Consider the following 19,691-nt stretch of genomic DNA (forward strand, 5'->3'; position numbering starts at 1 on the left):
CAATATGATTCATGTATAATATATTTCATAAATATTTTTTAAGGAGGATAACATAGTGAGTTTGTTACATATTGCGGTCATTTTACCGTTAATATTTGCACTCATTATTCCAATTCTATATCGATTCTTTAAAAAGATTCATTTAGGTTGGTTTGTATTACCTATTCCTGTTGTCTTATTTATCTATTTCTTATCTCTTATTTCGACTACTCAGTCAGGTAATACAGTAATAAAAACATTAAACTGGATGCCACATATAGGTATGAATTTTGATTTGTATCTTGACGGCTTAAGCATTTTATTCAGTTTACTTATAACAGGTATAGGATCGTTAGTGGTTTTATATTCCATTGGTTACTTAAGTAAATCTGAACAGCTTGGTAATTTTTATTGTTATTTATTACTATTTATGGGTGCAATGTTAGGCGTTGTCCTTTCAGACAATTTAATAATTCTATATCTATTTTGGGAATTGACTTCGTTTTCAAGTTTTTTACTTATCTCTTTCTGGAGAGAAAAAAAGGCATCTATTTATGGTGCACAGAAGTCATTAATCATTACCGTATTTGGTGGATTAAGTTTATTAGGGGGATTCATTTTAATTTCTCTAGCAGGTGATTCACTTAGCTTACACGAGCTAATTGCTAATGCATCTGAGATTCAACATAGTCCATTCTTTATCTTCGCAATGGTACTTATTATGCTGGGTGCATTTACTAAATCTGCACAAGTTCCATTTTATATTTGGTTGCCTGACGCTATGGAAGCACCTACCCCAGTCAGTGCATATCTACACTCGGCAACAATGGTAAAAGCAGGATTATATTTAGTTGCACGTGTTACACCGCTTTTTGCGATATCACAAGGATGGATTTGGACAATTACTTTAGTTGGTCTAATCACACTTTTCTGGGCATCTTTAAATGCAACAAAACAACAAGATTTGAAAGGTATACTTGCATTCTCAACAGTATCTCAACTTGGCATGATTATGTCGATGTTAGGTATTGGTGCCGTAAGTTATCATTTCGAGGGAAGTCAAAGCCAATTGTACATTGCTGGTTTTACTGCAGCAGTATTTCATCTAGTGAATCACGCCACATTTAAAGGTGCGTTATTCATGATTACAGGTGCTGTAGATCATGTTACAGGCACAAGAGATGTTAAAAAACTTGGTGGTTTACTAACGATTATGCCTATTTCATTTACAATTACTGTTATTACAGCATTAAGTATGGCAGGTATTCCACCGTTTAACGGCTTCCTTTCTAAAGAAAAATTTCTTGAAGCCATGATTGAGATTTCTCACGCTAATGTTTTCAGTTTAGATACATTAGGTATTGTTTTTCCTATTTTAGCTATTGTGGGTAGTATATTTACGTTTGTTTATTCAATTAAATTTATTATGTATATTTTCTTTGGTAAACATCAACCGAATGCTTTACCTAAAAAAGCACATGAAGCTTCAATATTAATGTTATTATCTCCAATCATTTTAGCAGTACTCGTTGTTGTCTTTGGGTTATTCCCAGGATTATTAACGCAATCTATTGTAGAACCAGCGACTACTGCAATTAGTGGTATGAGTAATGTTAATGCGGAATTCCATTTATTCCATGGTATTACGCCTGCATTTATTTCAACATTAATTATTTGGATATTAGGTATTCTTTTATTACTAACATTTAGTTATTGGATCAGACTCTTACACGCTCAGCCAACACGTCTAACATTAAATCATTGGTACGATTCTACTGGAAAATACTTGCCTAATTATTCAGCGAATATGACGAATAGTTATGTAAATGGTTATGTTAGAGATAGCTTAGTCATTATATTTGGTATGCTTATTGTCGTTACGATTGTGACGTTACTAAGTGTTCCTTTTGACTTTAATTTTAAAGATATAAATAATATTCATATTTATGAAATAGCGATTTTAATATTATTAATTATCGCGGCATTTATGGTTGTTATTGCTAAATCACGTTTGTTTAGCGTTATCATGCTAGGTGTGGTCGGTTATTCAGTATCTGTGTTATTTGTATTTTTCAAAGCACCAGACCTTGCCTTAACACAGTTCGTAGTAGAATCGATTTCTACAGCGTTATTCTTATTATGTTTCTATCATTTACCTAATTTAAATCGTTATAATGAAACACGGTCATTTAAATTAACGAACGCACTTATTTCAATTGGTGTCGGACTTGTTGTCATTATCTTAGGTTTAATTGCATACGGAAACAGACATTTTACATCTATTGGAGAATACTATAAAGCACATGTTTATGATTTAGCTCACGGTAAGAACATGGTAAATGTCATACTTGTTGACTTCCGTGGTATGGATACTTTATTTGAATCATCTGTATTAGGTATTGCCGGTTTAGGTGTCTATACAATGATTAAGTTGCGTCGTAAACATCAATCAAGTGAGGTGAAGAGTGATGAACAGACAGAACAATAATTTAATGTTTCAATATGCTGCTGTTATTATCGCCTTTCTAATCGCCTTATTTGGGGTCACTTTATTCTTTGCAGGACATTATACACCTGGTGGTGGCTTCGTAGGTGGCTTACTATTATCATGTGCACTAACTATCATCGCAATTGCGTTTGATATTAAAACGATGGAAAAGGTGTTTCCGTGGGATTTTAAAATTTTAATTGGAATAGGCTTATTATTCTGTGTTGGTACTCCATTAGCGAGTTGGTTCTATGGTGAAAACTTTTTCACACACACGGAATTTAATATACCGTTGCCCCTACTTCAACCTGTTCATATGAACACACCGATGTTCTTTGATTTCGGAGTTCTTTGCGCAGTAGTTGGAACGATTATGACAATTATTATAACGATTGGAGAGAGCGAATAGTGGAAATAATTATGATATTTGTATGTGGCATCCTCGCTTCAATTAGTGTCTATCTCGTTTTATCTAAAAGTTTGATACGAATTGTTATGGGGACAACTTTAATTACACATGCATCAAATTTATTTTTAATTACCATGGGTGGATTGAAACATGGCGAAATGCCAATCTATGAAAAAAATATTAGTCAATATGTCGATCCCATCCCCCATGCATTAATACTAACGGCAATCGTTATCGCTTTTGCGACAACTGCCTTTTTCTTAGTCTTAGCATTTAGAACATACAAAGAATTAGGTACTGACAACGTAGAAAGAATGAAAGGAGTGTTAGATGATGATTGAAAATAACTTAGTCGTCCTTTCATTAGTCGTACCTATCTTTACAGCAATTATATTGGTCTTTTTAGGACAACGTTATCGTGCGAAACGATATGTCACTTTAACTGGTCTAGTCCTGACACTAATAGTGGCAATAATCAATTTAAGAAATGTATATGTCGATGGTCCGCTTAAAGTAGAATTGGGTTCTTGGCCTGCACCTTATGGCATTATCTTTTTACTAGATAGTTTTAGTGCAATGTTGATTGTGACTAGTATCATTATCACCATTTTAATTACTGCATTTTCAAATACCACAGCAGGAATTGATAGAGAACGTTATTATTATCACTTCTCTATCACATTTATGTTAGTAGGAATTATAGGTGCATTTACAACTGGAGATATATTTAACTTATTTGTATTTTTCGAAGTCTTCCTAATGTCATCTTACGCACTACTTGTACTAGGTGGCACTCAAATTCAATTACGTGAAACTGTCAAATATTTATTAGTTAATATAGTTACCTCAACATTCTTTGTAATTGCAGTAGCGATTTTATATTCCATCGTTGGTACGTTAAACATGGCAGATATTAGTGAAAAATTATCTACATTGTCTAACACACATAGCGGACTCTTAAGTATAGTCTTTATTTTATTTATCTTCGTGTTCGCAACTAAAGCTGGTGCTTTCCCTATGTACGTATGGTTGCCAGGTTCATATTATGCACCACCATTTGCAATCATTGCATTTTTTGGTGCTCTACTAACAAAAGTAGGCGTATATGCGATTTTAAGAACTTTAAGCTTGTTCTTCCACAACACAATGAGTTTCTCGCACTATACAATTTTATTCTTAGCGTTATTGACGATCATTTTTGGTTCGGTCGGTGCGATTGCATACGATGACACTAAAAAGATAATTATTTATAATATCATGATTGCAGTCGGAGTTATCTTAGTTGGCGTAGCAATGATGAATGAAGCAGGTATTATAGGTGCGATTTACTACACAATTCATGACATGTTAGTCAAAACTGCCCTATTTTTACTTATAGGTGTGATGTATCAAATTACGAAATCTACAAGTCTTAAAGACTTTGGCGGTTTAATTAAACACTACCCTGTACTAGGATGGACTTTCTTCATCGCAGCGCTAAGTCTCGCTGGTATACCACCTCTAAGTGGTTTTTATGGTAAATATTACATTGTACAAGCAACCTTTGAAAAAGGGTTTTATGTAAGTGGTATTATCGTATTACTTTCAAGTTTAGTTGTGCTATATTCAGTCATTCATATTTTCTTAAAAGGCTTTTTCGGGAAACCTAGAGGTTATGAGCCTACTCAAAGTGTTAACGTTAAACACGCTACTACTATTTCAATAATTGCTGTCGTCATCACAGTCGTATTTGGATTATCTGCTGATTTATTATATCCATTGATTTCTGAGGCGGCTCAATCGTTTTACGATCCTAGCATCTATATTGAGAGTGTCTTAGGAGGTAGATCATAATGGCTATTCAAATTATTTTAAACTTTATCTTAGCTTTTATTTGGATTTTCTTAAGTGGTAGCTATACATTAAATAACCTCTTACTCGGTTTCATACTAGGACTCGGATTTGTATATTTATTTAGTAGAATATTACCAGGAAGATTTTATTTCATAAAAATTTATAAGATATTAAAATTAGCGGTTGTATTTTTTGTAGAATTATTAAAAGCTAATATCGACGTTTTAAAAATTGTTCTACAACCTAAACTTAAGAATGAGCCAGGTTTCTTCGTATATCACACTGATTTAAAAACTGATTGGCAAATCGTTTTATTATCTAATTTAATAACATTGACGCCAGGAACAGTCGTATTAGGTATTAGTGATGATAGAAGAAAAATATATATTCACTCTATAGATTTCAGTACTAAAGAAGAAGAAGTTGAAGGTATAAAATCTTCATTAGAGAGAGTAGTTAGAGAGGTGGGCGAAGACTAATGGTAAAAATCATCATGATTATTGCTTTAATTGTTGTTGCAATATCAATGTTAGCGATGTTTGTACGTATCATCAAAGGTCCCACATTAGCCGATAGAATTTTAGCGCTTGATGCAATCGGTTTACAACTAATGGCGTGTATCGCGTTATATAGTATATTCATAGGTTCAGAATATTTACTCGTTGCTATTTTATTAATTGGTATTTTGGCCTTTTTAGGAACAGCCGTCTTCTCAAAATATATGGATAAAGGTAAGGTGATCGAACGTGATAACGAACATCATCATTAGTTTAGCAGTTATCTTTGTCATTTTAGGAGCTATTATAAGTGCCGTTACTGCTATTGGTATTATAAGATTAAAAGATATTTATTCGCGTGGCCATGCTGCAGGCAAATCAGCAACTTTAGGTGCTATTTTTCTATTGTTTGGCACATTCTTATACTTTATCGCTACAGATGGATATATTAATATGCAATTAATCTTTGGTATTCTTTTTATTCTTATAACTGGCCCACTTTCAAGTCATTTAATAATGAGAGCAGCATATAATAATAAAACACCTTATACTAAAGATACGAAAATCGATGAACTAAAAAATGAATTTAAAGATAAAATGATTTAACTAATACAAGCAACTGACTAAATTGAAAAAGTTCTTATAGCAAACTTTATATAGCTCAAACCACAATTGCGGGCGGGGACAGAATTCAAAATGATTTCTGTCCCCGCCCTTTTTTATTGTCTAGTCTACATATTTATGATAATATAAATCGTAATTATTACGTTTTATAAAGAAAGAAGTGTTATTATGCATTGGACAATTATCGGTGGCGGTTTACAAGGTACAACAATTGCGATTCAACTAAGAGAATTAGGGCTATCTAGAGATAAATTAACAATTATAGACCCTTATGCCACACTATGTGAACAATTTAATGATTTTTCTCATCGTATCAGCATGCCCTATTTGCGTTCACCAATTGTACATCACATCCACCCTAACCCATTCCATTTAAAACAATTCGCTAAAGTTCAACAATATGCGCACGGTACATATGGTCAATACCAACGTCCACAAACAGATATGTTTATGCATCATGTTCACGAACAAGTTCATCATTATGATTTAAACGAAAATCATATTCAAGGCTATGTAGAAGCATTAGCAAAGAAAGATGGGCAATGGCAAATACAATTAAATGATAATCAAGTCATACACACGGATTGCGTTATATTAGCAAATGGATGTACGCATAAACCTTACATTCCTAATATTTATCAAGATGCTGATGATGTATGCCACATCTTCGATAAATCATTTAATACAACTATGTATGGACATAGTTCTCACGTTATAGGAAGTGGTATTTCTGCTGCACATTTAACTTTAAAACTTATAAATCAATCTCATGATAAAGTTATTCATTTATGGATGAATAAAGACATTGATATCCAACATTTCGATGCAGATCCAGGTTGGTTAGGTCCTAAAAATATGAATCACTTTTTAAATATTGAATCCTCTTTAGAACGGCAGTCTATCATTCAACACGAAAGACATAAAGGTTCAATGCCTAGAGAGTTATATTTACGACTTAAGAAACATATTCAATCTGGACGACTTATAATTCATAAAGAGAATATTTTATCAGTTGACCAACATCAAATTCATACAGAACAAGCGGCTGTCCCGTATGATTTCATTTTATTAGCAACCGGTTTTGAACCAACACTATTAAAACAGCCTATGATTCAATCATTAATTAAAAATGAAGATGCACCTTTAACACATTGTGGATTACCTTCTATTAGTTCTGAATTAGAGTGGTTACCTCAATTGTTTGTGTCAGGTGGTTTAGCAGATTTAGAACTGGGTCCTTTTGCTAGAAATATCATGGGTGGAAGAGAAGCCGCTCAAAGAATTAAGCAGGCCTATAAACGTTTATCGGCTCAACCTATCCAAAAACATGCTTAATTTCATTAGAAGTAATTGTCAACGTAACAACTATAAACTATTTTTAAATGCGATCTCTTGTATATTTCTTATAAAAAAGCAGGCGCAGGACAGAATTCTTTATGAATTTACCGTCCCACGCCTGCGTTCTTTCTTAGACAAATACTTTTACAATTAGGATATTTAAAACGATGCTTAATCGAACTAAAGCAGCGTTTGGTATTTTATTGCTTTAAAAGTTTAATTCCAATTGTTCCTCTCATAACACTTATCAATTGGCCTTGTTCACTTTTTATTTCTATATTCCAAACTTGAGTTGTACTTCCTTTATGAATAATCGTTGCTGTAGCAATAACACGACCTTCTTTAACCGAATGAATATGATTAGCATTCATTTCTAAACCTAGTGGTATGAACGAATTCGTATCGATTAGATTAGCAGCGCCTAATGAACACGCTGTTTCACCTAAAGCAATTGTTGCACCACCATGCAAATAACCAAATGGTTGTTTAACTTTATCAGTAACAGGCATTGAAATTACTACTTTACCCTCTGATGTTTCTTCAATCTGCATTTCGAACGTTTCCAATAAGTTAGTCATTTAATTGTTCACCTCATTACACCTATAATATCATAGCTGCAATCGTACCAAATACCATTAAAGGTATATTATAGAATAAGAAATTCGGGATACATGTATCGCGAATATGGTCATGCTGTCCATCCACATCTAACCCAGCTGTTGGCCCTAGTGTAGAATCACTTGCAGGAGATCCTGAATCACCTAAAGCACTCGCAGTTCCTACTAGAGCGATTAGAGCCATAGTGCTTAAGCCGAGTGAAGCACCAAGTGGAATAAATAATGTCGCAATTATAGGAATCGTTGCAAATGATGAACCAATTCCTAAAGTTACAATTAAACCAATAATGTACATGATGACAATACTTAATAACTTGTGACCACTTGAAATGTCAGTCAAACTTGATACTAATTTTTCGATATCTCCTGTTGCATTCATGACACCTGCGAAACCATTAGCTGAAAGAATAACAACACCTATAAATGACATGATTTTAATACCTTCAACAAATTGACTATCCAATTCTCTCCATTTGTAGACACCTGAAACAAAGAATACGAGTACACCTGCTAATGCACCAAAAATCATTGAATCTGTAAAAGTTTGAACTAAGAATGTAGCTAATATAGCGACTATTGTAACTACGAGTACATAAGGTTTAATTTCATTAATTGTATTCTCATCTTCCACATAAGTTTCTGTTTTATATTCTCGTGGTTTACGGTAATAAAACATACCCAAGATTAAACCAACAATATAACCAAGTGAAGGAATCAACATGGCTTTCCAAATCATATTAAATTCGATAGGATGATGTGCTTTTTGGAAACCGCTTTGAATAATTTGGTGGAAAATTTGTCCAAAGCCATATGGTAATAAGACATATGGCCAACATAAACCAAATCCGATGACTAGAGCAATAAGTCTTCTATCAATTTTCAAATCATTAAACAGACTTAATAGTGGTGGTATAACTATTGGAATGAAAGCAATGTGAACCGGTATAAGGTTCTGACTCATTATACTCATCGCAAGTAAAGCTATGATAATAATGATTTTTACTTTTATTCTTGATAGTCTGCTATTTTCAGAGTGAATTGCGCGGATTATCTTAGTTACAAGATAATCTGTAATACCACTATATGAAATCAATGCTGCAAATCCACCCAATAATGCATAGCTTAGCGCTACCTCGGAACCGTCTACAATATTTTTTCCAAATACACTGATTACCTTTTCAACACTCATTCCAGAAATGAGACCGCCTACTAATGCACTAATGAACAGACTAATAACTACATTTAGTCTACATAAGCATAAAACAATCATTAATAATACGGCTATTACAACTGCATTAAACATAACAACACATCCTTTATCTCTCTACCGAACTAAAGTATTTAATATGTTCCTTATCATACCAAGTAGCTGATACGTTGTCAATGTAGAATTACATTCTAAGTTAATAAGATTATGCTTATTAAATAAGGAGTAAAAACATGCAACAGCACATGTTTCTACTCCTTAACCAAATAATTTCTACTTTTCTATTTATCTTAACCAATTTAATACAGTAGTAATCATGCTGCCAGTTGGGCCTTTTGGACCTTTATAGCTCGTCTTGTTAGTTGTCGCAGGACCAGCAATATCGAAATGGATATGTGGTGTAGATCCACTAAAATGAGTAATAAATGTGGCTGCAAAGAGTGCTTTTCCATGACCGTTTGTATGATTGACCAAATCTGCAACGTCAGATTGACGTATTAATCGTTGCTCAGTTTGAGTCATAGGTAATTCAAAAGCATATTCATCCATTTCTTTAGCACTAACTCGTATTTCCTCAATCTCTTTATCTGCATTAGAGTTAAATAAAGCTGCTTTATCTTCACCTAGTGCTGCAACTGCAGCTCCTGTTAATGTAGCGAAATCTAAAATAATCTTAGGTTGAAATTGACTAGCATAGAATACAGCATCTCCTAGTACTAGACGCCCTTCCGCATCACTATTTAACATTTCAACTGTTTCACCACTCAATGCCGTCAATACATCATCAGGTTTCATTGCATTACTGCTGATCATATTTTCAGCAGAAGCAATAACTCCTACAATATTGATAGGAAGTTGCAAGCGTGATATCGCATCAATCATTCCAACTACATTAGCTGCGCCACACATATCAAATTTCATAGTCTGCATACCTATCTTCGATTTAATGCTATAGCCACCTGAATCATATGTAATCCCTTTTCCTACTAATGCAATTGGTGCGTCTTCAATGTCACCACCATTATATGTCATAGTTATTACAACAGGAGGATTTTCCGACCCTTTACCAACAGCATGAATAAGTCCGAATCCTTCATCTAATAATTGTTTTCCATCTTTAATATCAACTTTTACTGATGTTTGATCAAAGTGTTGCGTAACCTGTTCAGCAAAATAATTAGGCGTCAGTATATTAGGTGGCATATTGCTATAGTCACGTGCAACATTAACCGATTGTCCGATTACAGCACCATTGATAAAATATCGATGCAAGTCTTCTTTATTCGTACTTATGTTTAACTCTAATTGATAGGGTGCAGATTTATCAGATTTATAGTTGTCAAAACTATAAACTGCCTGTTCACTTTGTAGTCCCATAACCTCTGCGACTTTGGTTTGCTCCATTTTCTTTGAAATCAATGAATCGAATAATACATCTGCTTCAGTTACACGTTCTTCTTTTAAAAATTGAAATAAATTGCCGAAAGCTCTCAATAGCGCACCATAATCAAGCGTCTTTAAATTTCCTAATCCAATAGTAATAAGTCGTTTTGATGAGTCTTTTAAAGGTAACAAAGTTGAAGATATTTTACCTAATTGACTACTAATTAAATGATGATGACGGTATGTATCAATTTGTTTTGTTATATCTTCATTATTGTAACTAATATAACCAAGTTGATTGATGTGATCAGGCAACCCTATAATAAGTACTTCTGAATTTAAAACTGTATTACTTATATTGAAATTAACCATAACCTCTACACTTCCTTTTTATATCATATAAAAGAAGGAGTGGAACAGAATTCACAATGAATTCGTTGTTCCACCCCCATAAGGATGACTAGAAATGAGAAAAGCTTGATTTATGTGCTTTTTCAGTTCAGTCAGCTACTGCGAATTTGCATTGTAGCTTTAAATTAATATTTATTTTCAAAATCATATTAGATAATTTATATTAGAAACTTAGAATTTACCTTTTTTGAATGCTAAGCCTACGCCACCGATTTTGAATACTGCACGAGTATCGATAACTTTTTTCATGAATGCAGCTTTTTTACCAGTAATGTCTCTACCGTATACGATACCAACACCATCATGTGCACCTAATGAACATACAGTACCACGATCAACATATTCAAAGTCTGTAGCTGCTTGACCGTTTAAGATGTTTTTAATGCTTTTCGCAACGTGTTCACCTTGTTGCATTGCAATTTGTGCTGTAGTTGGTAATGGACGTTCTTCACCAGCTGGGATGAATGCTGAAACGTCACCAATAACAAAGATATCATCATGACCTTCAATAGTTAAATCTTGTTTAGTCACGATACGACCACGTTTAACACCTTCGAATGATTCTTCCATTAATTTACTACCACGAACACCAGCAGCCCAGATTGCTGTGCCAGCTTCTAATTGTTGTTCTTGATCATTAATTTTAACTACGAAACCTTTTTCGTTACAAGCAACGATTGGTGTAGCAATTTTGAATTCAACACCACGGTCTTCTAAGTAGTTAACTGCGTAATTAACTAATTCATCAGAGAACATTGGTAACATTTTTGGTGCAGCTTCAACACAAGTTACTCTAACTTTATTTTGATCAACACCGTATTTATTACATAATTCAGGAATTCTTTCAGTTAATTCACCTAAGAATTCGATACCTGTAAAGCCTGCACCACCAACTAAGATAGCTAAGTCTTTATCATCTTTTTCTTTAGAAGCTGCATAGTTTGCAAATTTATCTTCGATGTGACGAGATAATTTACGTGCAGTTTCAATATTTTCAATTTGGAATGCATAGTCTTTCATACCATTAATACCAAATGTTTCACTTTCGAAACCTAATGCTACTACTAAAATGTCGTAATCATAGATACCGTGATTAGTTTCTACTTTTTTAGCGTTACGATCGATTTTAGTTACTTCTGCATTGATAAATTTAACTTTATCTTCTTTAATTACACTTTCAATTGGGTAAATTAAATCTTCATAGTTTAATGTACCAGCTGAAGCTTCATGTAACCAAGTTGCTTCGTAGTGATATTTATTTTTGTTAATTAATGTAATATACGCTTCGTCAGCAGAAAGTTCTTTTTGTAATTTAGTTACTGTTTGTAAACCAGCATAACCTGCACCTAAAACAAGTACTTTTTTACGATCTTGTGCCATTTCATTCACCTAAGCTTTCATAATTATTTTCTTAAATGTAGAAAAAGGCTACAAATTTCAGAACATAACAAAGTTCAGATGTAACAATATATTTTACCTTAATATATGTTTATCTGATTCATTTAAAAGACTTTGCACTTAACCTATTGTTCATCCCCATTTATAGTCTTAGTCAACACTTTCATTTTCAGTTCGATTTTATGAACTTTAGTTCACAAAAAAGACAAAGTTCAATCCATCTTCAATTTTATAGCTTTTATAGTTCATTTTCAAGCAACAACAAGACTATTATTAAAATAATCATATTATCCTGAAAATTACTGTCTTAAAGGATTACCCTTAGTGATAAATTACTTGCAATTATATTAGCATTCTTCCGGATTTCCAGCTACTTTAGCAGTTCTAAATGAACTACCACAACCACATGAAGCGATTGCATTAGGGTTATCAATTTGGAATCCTCCACCCATTAAAGATTGTTTGAAATCAATTGTCGTACCATTTAATACAGGCACATCATATTTGTCTACTAATACTTTTAATCCATAAAATTCAAGTACTTCATCATTTTCTCCTGGTTGTTCTTCAGCTGACATACCATATGTTAGACCTGTACAGCCGCCACCGTTTACTTTAATCTTTAAATATCCATCTTCCATGTCATTACTTTTCAACATATCTTTTACTTCATAAGCTGCTGCTTCAGTTAATGTTACAGTTGACATAAACCATTCCTCCTATAATAAGTTAGTAAAGTCATTCTCTTCTATATGTTTATAAATATTATTTAATAACTCATCTGGTGTATCACCTTCAACAGTATCACCATCTACCAATGCATACAACCCACATGAACATACGCCACAATTATTTAAACATCCGTATTCTAATACATCCACATCAGGATCATTCTCAAGTTTATCGTAAACGTAGTCTCCGCCTTTTGCCATATTTGAAATGCAAAATTCGACTAATGGAAACATACTTCACCTTCTTCTTCATTTTTTAATTATATTATTATAACAAATCTTAACTTGGACTGCATTGTCCTCGCTCATCATTTTCATATTATTTAGAACAACAATACACACCTATATCTTTAGCTTAGTTTCCCTACCACACATTTCATTGTAGTCATTTTAAAAAAAAGATATAATAACCATATACATATATCATACACTTTATTGTTAGGGGCAATAAATGTGGTTGATAAACTACTTTGATTGTTTGAAATTTTTAAATAAAAGTTTCAAACAATTTACTAAAGTTTGCTTAATTCAAAGGGTATTAGTCAAAATTATTTCGGAATAACAAATTTTTATAAAGGGGTATAACAGATGAAAAATTTAGTATTACTTGGTGGCGGCTATGGTAATATGCGTATCATGTCGCGTATCTTACCTGATGCATTACCAGAAAATTATACTTTAACGTTAATTGATCGTATGCCATTCCATGGCTTGAAACCAGAATTTTATGCTTTAGCTGCGGGTACTAAGTCTGATAGTGATGTTCGTATGAATTTTCCTGATTCAAAACGCGTTAATACAATTTATGGAGAAATTAATGATATTGATTTAGATGCTCAAATCGTATCTGTTGGTAATACAAAAGTAGATTATGATGAATTAGTTATTGGCTTAGGTTGTGAAGATAAATATCATAATGTTCCTGGTGCTGAGGAATACACGCATAGTATTCAAACACTCTCCAAAGCGCGCGAAACATTTCATAGTATTAGTGAATTACCTAGTGGCGCCAGTGTAGGTATTGTTGGTGCTGGCTTAAGCGGCATCGAGTTAGCAAGTGAGCTTCGTGAAAGTCGTGAAGATTTAGAAGTCATACTATATGACCGTGGTGAGCGAATTTTAAGGAATTTCCCTGAAAAATTAAGCAATTATATCGCTAAATGGTTCCGTGAAAACAATGTTAAAGTAGTGCCTAATTCTTTAATTGATAAAGTGGAACCAGGAAAAATCTATAATAGTGGTACACCAGAAAATGTTGATTTAGTTGTCTGGACTGCTGGAATTCAACCGGTTGAAGTTGTAAGACATTTACCGATTGATATCAATCGAAGTGGACGTGTCATCATCAACCAATATCATCAAGTTCCAACATACCTTAATGTATTTATAGTCGGAGATTGTGCTGATTTACCTCATGCACCAAGTGCACAATTAGCTGAAGTTCAAGGTGATCAAATCGCTGATGTACTTAAGAAACAATGGAATAATGAACCATTACCAGATAAAATGCCTGAATTAAAAGTACAAGGTTTCCTTGGTTCTCTTGGCGAGAAAAAAGGCTTTGCCTATATTATGGACCGTACAGTTACCGGACGTCTTGCTCATATACTTAAATCGGGCGTCTTATGGTTATATAAATACCATAATGGTTAGTATTAAAATATGGGGTACAGTTTGGGACATAAATAATATAATAATGCTATTTAGCAAATTCGCAGTAGCTGACTGAACTGAGAAGGCGCTTAAATCAAGCTTTTCTCAGTTCTAGTCATCCTTGCGGGCGGGGCCCCAGCAAAGAGAATTTCATCAAGAAATTCTACAAGCAAAGCAAGCTGGGAGTGGACGACGAATTTTAAAAGAATTCTGTCCCACTCCCTACCCCAACCTCTTTTTCTCAAGAATTATACTTTAAATTATTTTGCAAAATGTTTATCTACAAAGTTTGTAATTTGCTTTGTTTGAATGTAACCATCTGCTACATACTCATCATTCATTGTAATTAAAGGATAAAATAACTCATCTTCCTCAATTTGTTCAATATACTGTTGGTCATGATCACTTAGATTATCTGTTTGATTTTGAAAATCAATGTATGTGTATTCAAATTGAATGTCTGGATACTTTCTTTCTAATAAAGGCTTAATCCATTCAAATGTATTAATAGATGTTGGTGCATTGACGCAACTTGCACATACGACATCAGCGCCATATACTATCACGCTTACTTTAGTCATACTCAAATCCCCCGTTTTGTTTTATAGATTTTTCTTTCTTTATCTATTATAATAAATTAATAATGAATTTATGAAGTAATTTACTTGAAAGGAGACATATCTCATGCCTACTGAGAATGCAACAATGTTTGATCAAGTAGCTGAAGTCATTGAACGTTTACGTCCATTTTTATTACGTGATGGTGGAGACTGTACATTAGTAGATGTAGAAGATGGTATCGTGAAATTACAATTACACGGAGCTTGTGGTACTTGTCCTAGCTCAACAATCACATTAAAAGCCGGCATTGAACGTGCGTTACACGAAGAAGTTCCAGGCGTTATTGAAGTTGAACAAGTATTCTAAGCGTCTAACATATATGATATATATCCAATAAAGCACCAACGCGCAGAGTTCTTAAACTCTGCGCGTTGGTGCTTTTGTTAATTATTGGTGTTAATGTTGTTTATTATAATCTTTGTTATGCGGGTTTTTGTCATCATTCATATGTTGAACAATATGTTGGTTCATGTGAGCCCAACCTTTCCAACCTACGTGAACGACATCACTAAGAACATATTTCTCATAATCTTTATCTGACATATCATACACCTTACCACCATGTGCTACTACAGTTTGATGTATTTTCTTATAGACTGGTTCTCTTGTTGAGCGTTCAATACCTAAGTGATCATACCATTTACCATTCACCGGTAAAATAACATATTGTACGTCTGCACCTGCATTATGCATTGTATCCACTAACAATGATAAATCATTAAATTCTGGAGAGTTCATTTTAAACTCATATTTACGATGATTCATTGGCTTTTTATGCATAAGTTTTTCCCAATATTCATTACGTATTCCATAATTATTTGATGATGAGCGTTTCTCACCTAATGTCACAGCTTTATCTTGCATTTCCTGCCATGATACATTTGGCTCAGTCACAGGTTTCACATTTGATAATGGCGACTTATCTAATGAGAAGTAAGTTTTAATCGCTTCAATTTTTAATAGCTGATTCTCTTTAAAACGAGAAACATAGTTACCATCTACTTCACCGTGATTATTTACGACGTCTTTCAAGAATTCTTTATTCGACGCACTTTTAAATTGTAATAAGCGTTTGGCGTATCTCTCTTTTAATTCTGAAGGCATATCTTTTTGTTGAAATAACTGATTAATTTGATTTGGTGTTGTACGTGCTGCAAAATCACGATCATTAACACCATGTGTACTAAACCATTGTGGTGAAATAATAAATGTCATCTTTTTCCCTTTTAGTTGATTATATTGACCAGCTAATTCAATTGCATTGATTAAATCTGTATTACCACCCGTACCAATTAGAAAAATTGGTTTAGTATGTTTTCTATGATTTAGAGCAAATGCAGGGTTAAATGGATCTAATTTATTTAGTTCACTTGACCCATATATTGGATAATATTTATCACTACTAAATAGTTTATTTTGAATGAGCGTACCTTTAAGAACTTGATCTGTTAAAGATATTCTATTATTAGCGACAGCCTTGTTTGTAACTAATCCAGTAAACCAGCTAGCAGGCATTAACACGAAGGCTAGAAATAAAATGCCGCTAATAATAATTGGTAAAAATGGTTTTAATTTCATCGTAATTCTTCTAATGCTTCAACAATTTTGTTTGGAGTTGCCCACTCATCACGATCGAAATCCATGATAGATACTTCAATGCCTAATCTGTTTTGAATCTCAAGTAATAAACCTACCGTTTGGAATGAATCGATGATACCCTCTTCGAAGATTTCAACATCAGGGTTCTCTTTTACAACATCATTTTCTGCCACATCAGCTAATAAATCTAATACTTGTTCTTTAAATTCCATAATTTATGACTCCTTTTAAATTAATTTTCCTGAAAAGATTAAAAATCCAAATGCTACAAAATGGAAAGTAATGATAATACTCAACGCTGTAGTAAAACCATTTTGCCAACGTGGTGGATGTTTCTTTCTCCAACGTTCATAGTATCCATAACCAATAAACATTAGTCCATGGTAAATACCATAAACGATATAGAATAACTCTAAACCATGCCACACACCCATGATAAAGAAGTTTAAGAAGAATGCGAAATTAGACATCGCAAATTGACTTTTAAATGTTTTTTTACGTGACATATAGAATAATGTACGCATATAAATACAATCTCTAAACCAGAATGATAATGACATATGCCATCTATTCCAGAAGTCTTTTATATTTTTAGCTTTGAAAGGTTGCTTAAAGTTAGGCGGTGTATTAATACCGTATAAATAACTTACTGCTACAGCAAACAAGCTATATCCTGCAAAATCAAAGAATAAATAGAAACTATAAGCATACATATATAGCCATTTATGAGTAAATCCATCTAGATTCATTAATAATGGATGAATTGCATAAACATTGATTAAATAAGCGATAATATACTTGTATAAAAATCCAAGCATAATCATGTGTATCGCTTTGGCAACCATTTCCCTATATTGTTCACTTGTAGGAACCTTTTTATCGTCTTTAACAAAACGTTTATAGCGATCAATTGGCCCTGAAGACACCGTTGGGAAGAAAGAAATGAATTGGAATAATTTCCCAACTTTGATCTCTTTAATAGATCCATCTCGAATCTCCATAATTAATTGCACACTTTTAAACGTTACATAAGAAATACCTAGGAAACCTACAAATTCTATAAGCTTGTGTTCATGGAAATGGATTTGTTGACCACCTAGCCATGAGCTTTGTAATACTTTAACAATCGCTAATGGCAAAATGGATAAAATCATAACAATGACAAATTTGCTAAATGTATTACTCTTCTGTCTTGATTTATAATATCCCATGATTAATAACACTTGCCATATGAGATAAATTACAAAACTAATGAGTTGAATACTTAAATATTTATTACCGAATAAATTATGTTTATCTGATGAAAAGATGACGACAATCATAATTGCAGTACTTAAACCGTTATAAATATAGCTTCGCTTACCTAAAAAACCGAGTATGATGACTGGTAAAAGTACTATAAATGCAACTAAGAAGAAGGTAAACGTGCCATATGGAATCATGCGTTAATATCCTCTGCGACTTGTTTACGATCAAGCTTTCCGTTTGACGTTAATGGTAACTGTTTCATCCAAACAAATTTTCTCGGAATCATATATTCAGGTAAGCGAGATTTTAGTTCAGATTTAATTTGTCTTGTCATTTCTAAATCATCTTTAACTTCTTCAGTCGGAACGACAGCACCGATTAAATGTATTACTTTATTATTTTTATATACTGGAACGACAACAGTTTCTCTAACAAATTCTGATTGTCTAAGTTGCGTTTCAATTTCTTCCAATTCCATTCGGTAACCGTTAAGTTTAATTTGGAAATCAATTCTTCCTTGTATGAACCATTGCCCATCTTTCTCGATGGCTTTATCACCCGTATGATATATACGAAGTCCATCTTCAAAGTTAAATACCGCATCTGTTTTTTCTTTGTTATCTAAATACCCAAGACTAACACTATTACCTTTAATAACAAGTTCATCTTCGTCTGTTGTAAACAATGATGTGTTAGGTCTTGAAACACCAACAGGTAGCGGGTTATAAGCTTCAATAATTTCAGGTGTTAATTTAATACCTGTAACAGCTACTGTCGCTTCCGTAGGTCCATACGTGTTATAAACCACTGCACTTGGATATCTATCTAAAAGTGCTTTCGCAGTTCTATGAGGTAAGATTTCTCCACAGAAGAAGAAATGATTTAAGCTTGGGTAACTTGATTCGTTAAGGTTAGGTAATAGCAGGCACATTTCCATAAATGATGGTGTAGATACCCATGCATTGATTGGTGTATTAACTAACATTTCATTGAGTAATTTAGGTTTATTGATCATTTCTTTATCTACTAAATTAAGTGTGCCACCTGATGTTAAACAAGGATAAATTGCCATGACTGATAAATCGAACGAGAATGGTGCTTGATTTAACCACTCTTGTGAACCTTCTGATTCATTAAGTGATACCATCCATTCTGCAAATTCTATTAAACTTGCATATTCGATCTGAACACCTTTAGGCTCACCTGTTGAACCAGATGTAAAAATAGTATATACAACATCCGTTAATCCCATTTGACTGTCAAATAGTGTTGGATTATCAGAATCTTGGATACTTTGGATTGTAAGTTCTTGTATATTGGAATGATTTAATTGTGTATCTGTTGTGTTAAATATAATGTCCGGTTGTACTTTATTTATAATCATATTCACACGTTCACTTGGTACTGAAGTGTCAATAGGTACATAGCCACAACCTGCTTTGATAGCACCTATCATTCCTACTAACATGTAAGGTGACATATGTCCATAAACGATTAACGGCTTATGATTATCTTGTAATAGATGCGCTAATTTACTAGATTCATCCATTAATTGTTGATATGTTAATTCTTCATCTTTATGTCTAACTGCTACACGTTCAGGATTACTTTGACCGAAGTCATTTATTAAATTTATGATATCTGTCATAATTAGA

General features: G+C 33.2%; 21 protein-coding genes. 10 read left to right on the forward strand and 11 right to left on the reverse strand.

The genetic code is table 11. The features are described from left to right. Window positions 1–55 precede the first annotated feature (55 nt). The 8 genes from SBL16_RS01300 to SBL16_RS01335 all read left to right on the forward strand — a co-directional run bounded on the left by SBL16_RS01300 (window position 56) and on the right by SBL16_RS01335 (window position 7,165). Complete coding sequence (locus SBL16_RS01300) at window positions 56–2,467, forward strand: Na+/H+ antiporter subunit A (RefSeq protein ID WP_107613997.1); 2,412 nt, start codon at window positions 56–58, stop codon at window positions 2,465–2,467. Beyond that, on the forward strand, window positions 2,448–2,876 hold the full coding sequence (locus SBL16_RS01305) for a Na(+)/H(+) antiporter subunit B (RefSeq protein WP_016931159.1): 429 nt from the start codon (window positions 2,448–2,450) through the stop codon (window positions 2,874–2,876). The genes SBL16_RS01300 and SBL16_RS01305 overlap by 20 nt, the downstream gene beginning before the upstream one ends. Then, a complete protein-coding gene (gene mnhC1, locus SBL16_RS01310) occupies window positions 2,876–3,217 on the forward strand; it encodes a Na+/H+ antiporter Mnh1 subunit C (RefSeq protein ID WP_011276268.1) in 342 nt (113 codons plus the stop codon). The genes SBL16_RS01305 and mnhC1 overlap by 1 nt, the downstream gene beginning before the upstream one ends. Continuing rightward, on the forward strand, window positions 3,210–4,709 hold the full coding sequence (locus SBL16_RS01315) for a Na+/H+ antiporter subunit D (RefSeq protein ID WP_107611963.1): 1,500 nt from the start codon (window positions 3,210–3,212) through the stop codon (window positions 4,707–4,709). Before mnhC1 ends, SBL16_RS01315 begins: the two co-directional genes overlap by 8 nt. Continuing rightward, a complete protein-coding gene (locus SBL16_RS01320) occupies window positions 4,709–5,188 on the forward strand; it encodes a Na+/H+ antiporter subunit E (protein WP_037548993.1) in 480 nt (159 codons plus the stop codon). The genes SBL16_RS01315 and SBL16_RS01320 overlap by 1 nt, the downstream gene beginning before the upstream one ends. Then, window positions 5,188–5,478 (forward strand): Na(+)/H(+) antiporter subunit F1, encoded by a 291-nt coding sequence (locus SBL16_RS01325; RefSeq protein WP_037538732.1) that lies wholly within the window; start codon window positions 5,188–5,190, stop codon window positions 5,476–5,478. The genes SBL16_RS01320 and SBL16_RS01325 overlap by 1 nt, the downstream gene beginning before the upstream one ends. Further along, window positions 5,456–5,812, forward strand: coding sequence for a Na+/H+ antiporter subunit G1 (locus tag SBL16_RS01330; RefSeq protein ID WP_011276272.1), 357 nt, complete (start codon window positions 5,456–5,458; stop codon window positions 5,810–5,812). Before SBL16_RS01325 ends, SBL16_RS01330 begins: the two co-directional genes overlap by 23 nt. Before the next feature lie 186 nt (window positions 5,813–5,998). Continuing rightward, on the forward strand, window positions 5,999–7,165 hold the full coding sequence (locus tag SBL16_RS01335; protein WP_107611964.1) for an NAD(P)-binding domain-containing protein: 1,167 nt from the start codon (window positions 5,999–6,001) through the stop codon (window positions 7,163–7,165). Between the two features lie 203 nt (window positions 7,166–7,368). On the opposite strand, the gene SBL16_RS01340 is transcribed toward SBL16_RS01335, so the two are convergent. The 6 genes from SBL16_RS01340 to SBL16_RS01365 form a co-directional block, all read right to left on the reverse strand. Continuing rightward, on the reverse strand, window positions 7,369–7,746 hold the full coding sequence (locus tag SBL16_RS01340; protein WP_037538741.1) for a PaaI family thioesterase: 378 nt from the start codon (window positions 7,744–7,746) through the stop codon (window positions 7,369–7,371). A 22-nt stretch (window positions 7,747–7,768) separates the two neighbouring features. Beyond that, window positions 7,769–9,088 (reverse strand): Na+/H+ antiporter family protein, encoded by a 1,320-nt coding sequence (locus SBL16_RS01345; protein ID WP_016931157.1) that lies wholly within the window; start codon window positions 9,086–9,088, stop codon window positions 7,769–7,771. A gap of 189 nt (window positions 9,089–9,277) precedes the next feature. Next, window positions 9,278–10,747 carry a M17 family metallopeptidase gene (locus SBL16_RS01350; RefSeq protein ID WP_107611965.1) on the reverse strand — a complete coding sequence of 490 codons (1,470 nt, stop codon included), beginning with the start codon at window positions 10,745–10,747 and terminating at the stop codon, window positions 9,278–9,280. A gap of 210 nt (window positions 10,748–10,957) precedes the next feature. Then, window positions 10,958–12,166 (reverse strand): NAD(P)/FAD-dependent oxidoreductase, encoded by a 1,209-nt coding sequence (locus tag SBL16_RS01355; RefSeq protein ID WP_107611966.1) that lies wholly within the window; start codon window positions 12,164–12,166, stop codon window positions 10,958–10,960. 365 nt (window positions 12,167–12,531) lie between these two features. Continuing rightward, window positions 12,532–12,891: a HesB/IscA family protein gene (locus tag SBL16_RS01360; RefSeq protein WP_037538972.1), complete on the reverse strand. Its 360-nt coding sequence runs from the start codon at window positions 12,889–12,891 to the stop codon at window positions 12,532–12,534. Between the two features lie 12 nt (window positions 12,892–12,903). Next, entirely contained in the window at window positions 12,904–13,149 is a 246-nt protein-coding gene (locus SBL16_RS01365; RefSeq protein WP_037538976.1) for a YuzB family protein, read from the reverse strand. A 354-nt stretch (window positions 13,150–13,503) separates the two neighbouring features. Between SBL16_RS01365 and SBL16_RS01370 the strand changes: the two genes are divergently transcribed. After that, on the forward strand, window positions 13,504–14,568 hold the full coding sequence (locus tag SBL16_RS01370; RefSeq protein ID WP_107611967.1) for an NAD(P)/FAD-dependent oxidoreductase: 1,065 nt from the start codon (window positions 13,504–13,506) through the stop codon (window positions 14,566–14,568). A 260-nt stretch (window positions 14,569–14,828) separates the two neighbouring features. On the opposite strand, the gene SBL16_RS01375 is transcribed toward SBL16_RS01370, so the two are convergent. Then, window positions 14,829–15,149 carry a YuzD family protein gene (locus SBL16_RS01375; protein ID WP_107611968.1) on the reverse strand — a complete coding sequence of 107 codons (321 nt, stop codon included), beginning with the start codon at window positions 15,147–15,149 and terminating at the stop codon, window positions 14,829–14,831. A gap of 103 nt (window positions 15,150–15,252) precedes the next feature. Here SBL16_RS01375 and SBL16_RS01380 point away from each other — a divergent pair, with 103 nt between their 5' ends. Next, on the forward strand, window positions 15,253–15,495 hold the full coding sequence (locus tag SBL16_RS01380; protein WP_002433501.1) for a NifU family protein: 243 nt from the start codon (window positions 15,253–15,255) through the stop codon (window positions 15,493–15,495). Window positions 15,496–15,585: 90 nt separating this feature from the next. Here SBL16_RS01380 and dltD read toward each other — a convergent pair whose 3' ends face one another. The 4 genes from dltD to dltA are packed head-to-tail and all read right to left on the reverse strand — an operon-like array spanning window position 15,586 to window position 19,684. Next, window positions 15,586–16,767, reverse strand: a complete 1,182-nt coding sequence (gene dltD / locus SBL16_RS01385) for a D-alanyl-lipoteichoic acid biosynthesis protein DltD (RefSeq protein WP_107611969.1) — start codon at window positions 16,765–16,767, stop codon at window positions 15,586–15,588. Further along, entirely contained in the window at window positions 16,764–17,000 is a 237-nt protein-coding gene (dltC, locus tag SBL16_RS01390; protein ID WP_011276285.1) for a D-alanine--poly(phosphoribitol) ligase subunit 2, read from the reverse strand. The genes dltD and dltC overlap by 4 nt, the downstream gene beginning before the upstream one ends. A 15-nt stretch (window positions 17,001–17,015) precedes the next feature. Next, window positions 17,016–18,230: a D-alanyl-lipoteichoic acid biosynthesis protein DltB gene (dltB, locus tag SBL16_RS01395; RefSeq protein ID WP_037537222.1), complete on the reverse strand. Its 1,215-nt coding sequence runs from the start codon at window positions 18,228–18,230 to the stop codon at window positions 17,016–17,018. Continuing rightward, on the reverse strand, window positions 18,227–19,684 hold the full coding sequence (gene dltA, locus SBL16_RS01400; RefSeq protein WP_107611971.1) for a D-alanine--poly(phosphoribitol) ligase subunit DltA: 1,458 nt from the start codon (window positions 19,682–19,684) through the stop codon (window positions 18,227–18,229). The genes dltB and dltA overlap by 4 nt, the downstream gene beginning before the upstream one ends. Window positions 19,685–19,691 lie beyond the last annotated feature (7 nt).

Source organism: Staphylococcus sp. NWU MK-U1 (genome assembly GCF_033283505.1).
Classification (GTDB): Bacteria; Bacillota; Bacilli; order Staphylococcales; family Staphylococcaceae; genus Staphylococcus; species Staphylococcus haemolyticus.

Bases quoted from the DNA above. Each gene is read 5' to 3' on its own strand.
- SBL16_RS01305 (WP_016931159.1), top strand. From the start codon at position 2,448: ATGAACAGACAGAACAATAATTTAATGTTTCAATATGCTGCTGTTATT.
- SBL16_RS01315 (WP_107611963.1), top strand. From the start codon at position 3,210: ATGATTGAAAATAACTTAGTCGTCCTTTCATTAGTCGTACCTATCTTT.
- SBL16_RS01320 (WP_037548993.1), top strand. From the start codon at position 4,709: ATGGCTATTCAAATTATTTTAAACTTTATCTTAGCTTTTATTTGGATT.
- SBL16_RS01325 (WP_037538732.1), top strand. From the start codon at position 5,188: ATGGTAAAAATCATCATGATTATTGCTTTAATTGTTGTTGCAATATCA.
- SBL16_RS01335 (WP_107611964.1), top strand. From the start codon at position 5,999: ATGCATTGGACAATTATCGGTGGCGGTTTACAAGGTACAACAATTGCG.
- SBL16_RS01340 (WP_037538741.1), bottom strand. From the start codon at position 7,746: ATGACTAACTTATTGGAAACGTTCGAAATGCAGATTGAAGAAACATCA.
- SBL16_RS01345 (WP_016931157.1), bottom strand. From the start codon at position 9,088: ATGTTTAATGCAGTTGTAATAGCCGTATTATTAATGATTGTTTTATGC.
- SBL16_RS01350 (WP_107611965.1), bottom strand. From the start codon at position 10,747: ATGGTTAATTTCAATATAAGTAATACAGTTTTAAATTCAGAAGTACTT.
- SBL16_RS01355 (WP_107611966.1), bottom strand. From the start codon at position 12,166: ATGGCACAAGATCGTAAAAAAGTACTTGTTTTAGGTGCAGGTTATGCT.
- SBL16_RS01360 (WP_037538972.1), bottom strand. From the start codon at position 12,891: ATGTCAACTGTAACATTAACTGAAGCAGCAGCTTATGAAGTAAAAGAT.
- SBL16_RS01365 (WP_037538976.1), bottom strand. From the start codon at position 13,149: ATGTTTCCATTAGTCGAATTTTGCATTTCAAATATGGCAAAAGGCGGA.
- SBL16_RS01370 (WP_107611967.1), top strand. From the start codon at position 13,504: ATGAAAAATTTAGTATTACTTGGTGGCGGCTATGGTAATATGCGTATC.
- SBL16_RS01375 (WP_107611968.1), bottom strand. From the start codon at position 15,149: ATGACTAAAGTAAGCGTGATAGTATATGGCGCTGATGTCGTATGTGCA.
- SBL16_RS01380 (WP_002433501.1), top strand. From the start codon at position 15,253: ATGCCTACTGAGAATGCAACAATGTTTGATCAAGTAGCTGAAGTCATT.
- dltD (WP_107611969.1), bottom strand. From the start codon at position 16,767: ATGAAATTAAAACCATTTTTACCAATTATTATTAGCGGCATTTTATTT.
- dltC (WP_011276285.1), bottom strand. From the start codon at position 17,000: ATGGAATTTAAAGAACAAGTATTAGATTTATTAGCTGATGTGGCAGAA.
- dltB (WP_037537222.1), bottom strand. From the start codon at position 18,230: ATGATTCCATATGGCACGTTTACCTTCTTCTTAGTTGCATTTATAGTA.
- dltA (WP_107611971.1), bottom strand. From the start codon at position 19,684: ATGACAGATATCATAAATTTAATAAATGACTTCGGTCAAAGTAATCCT.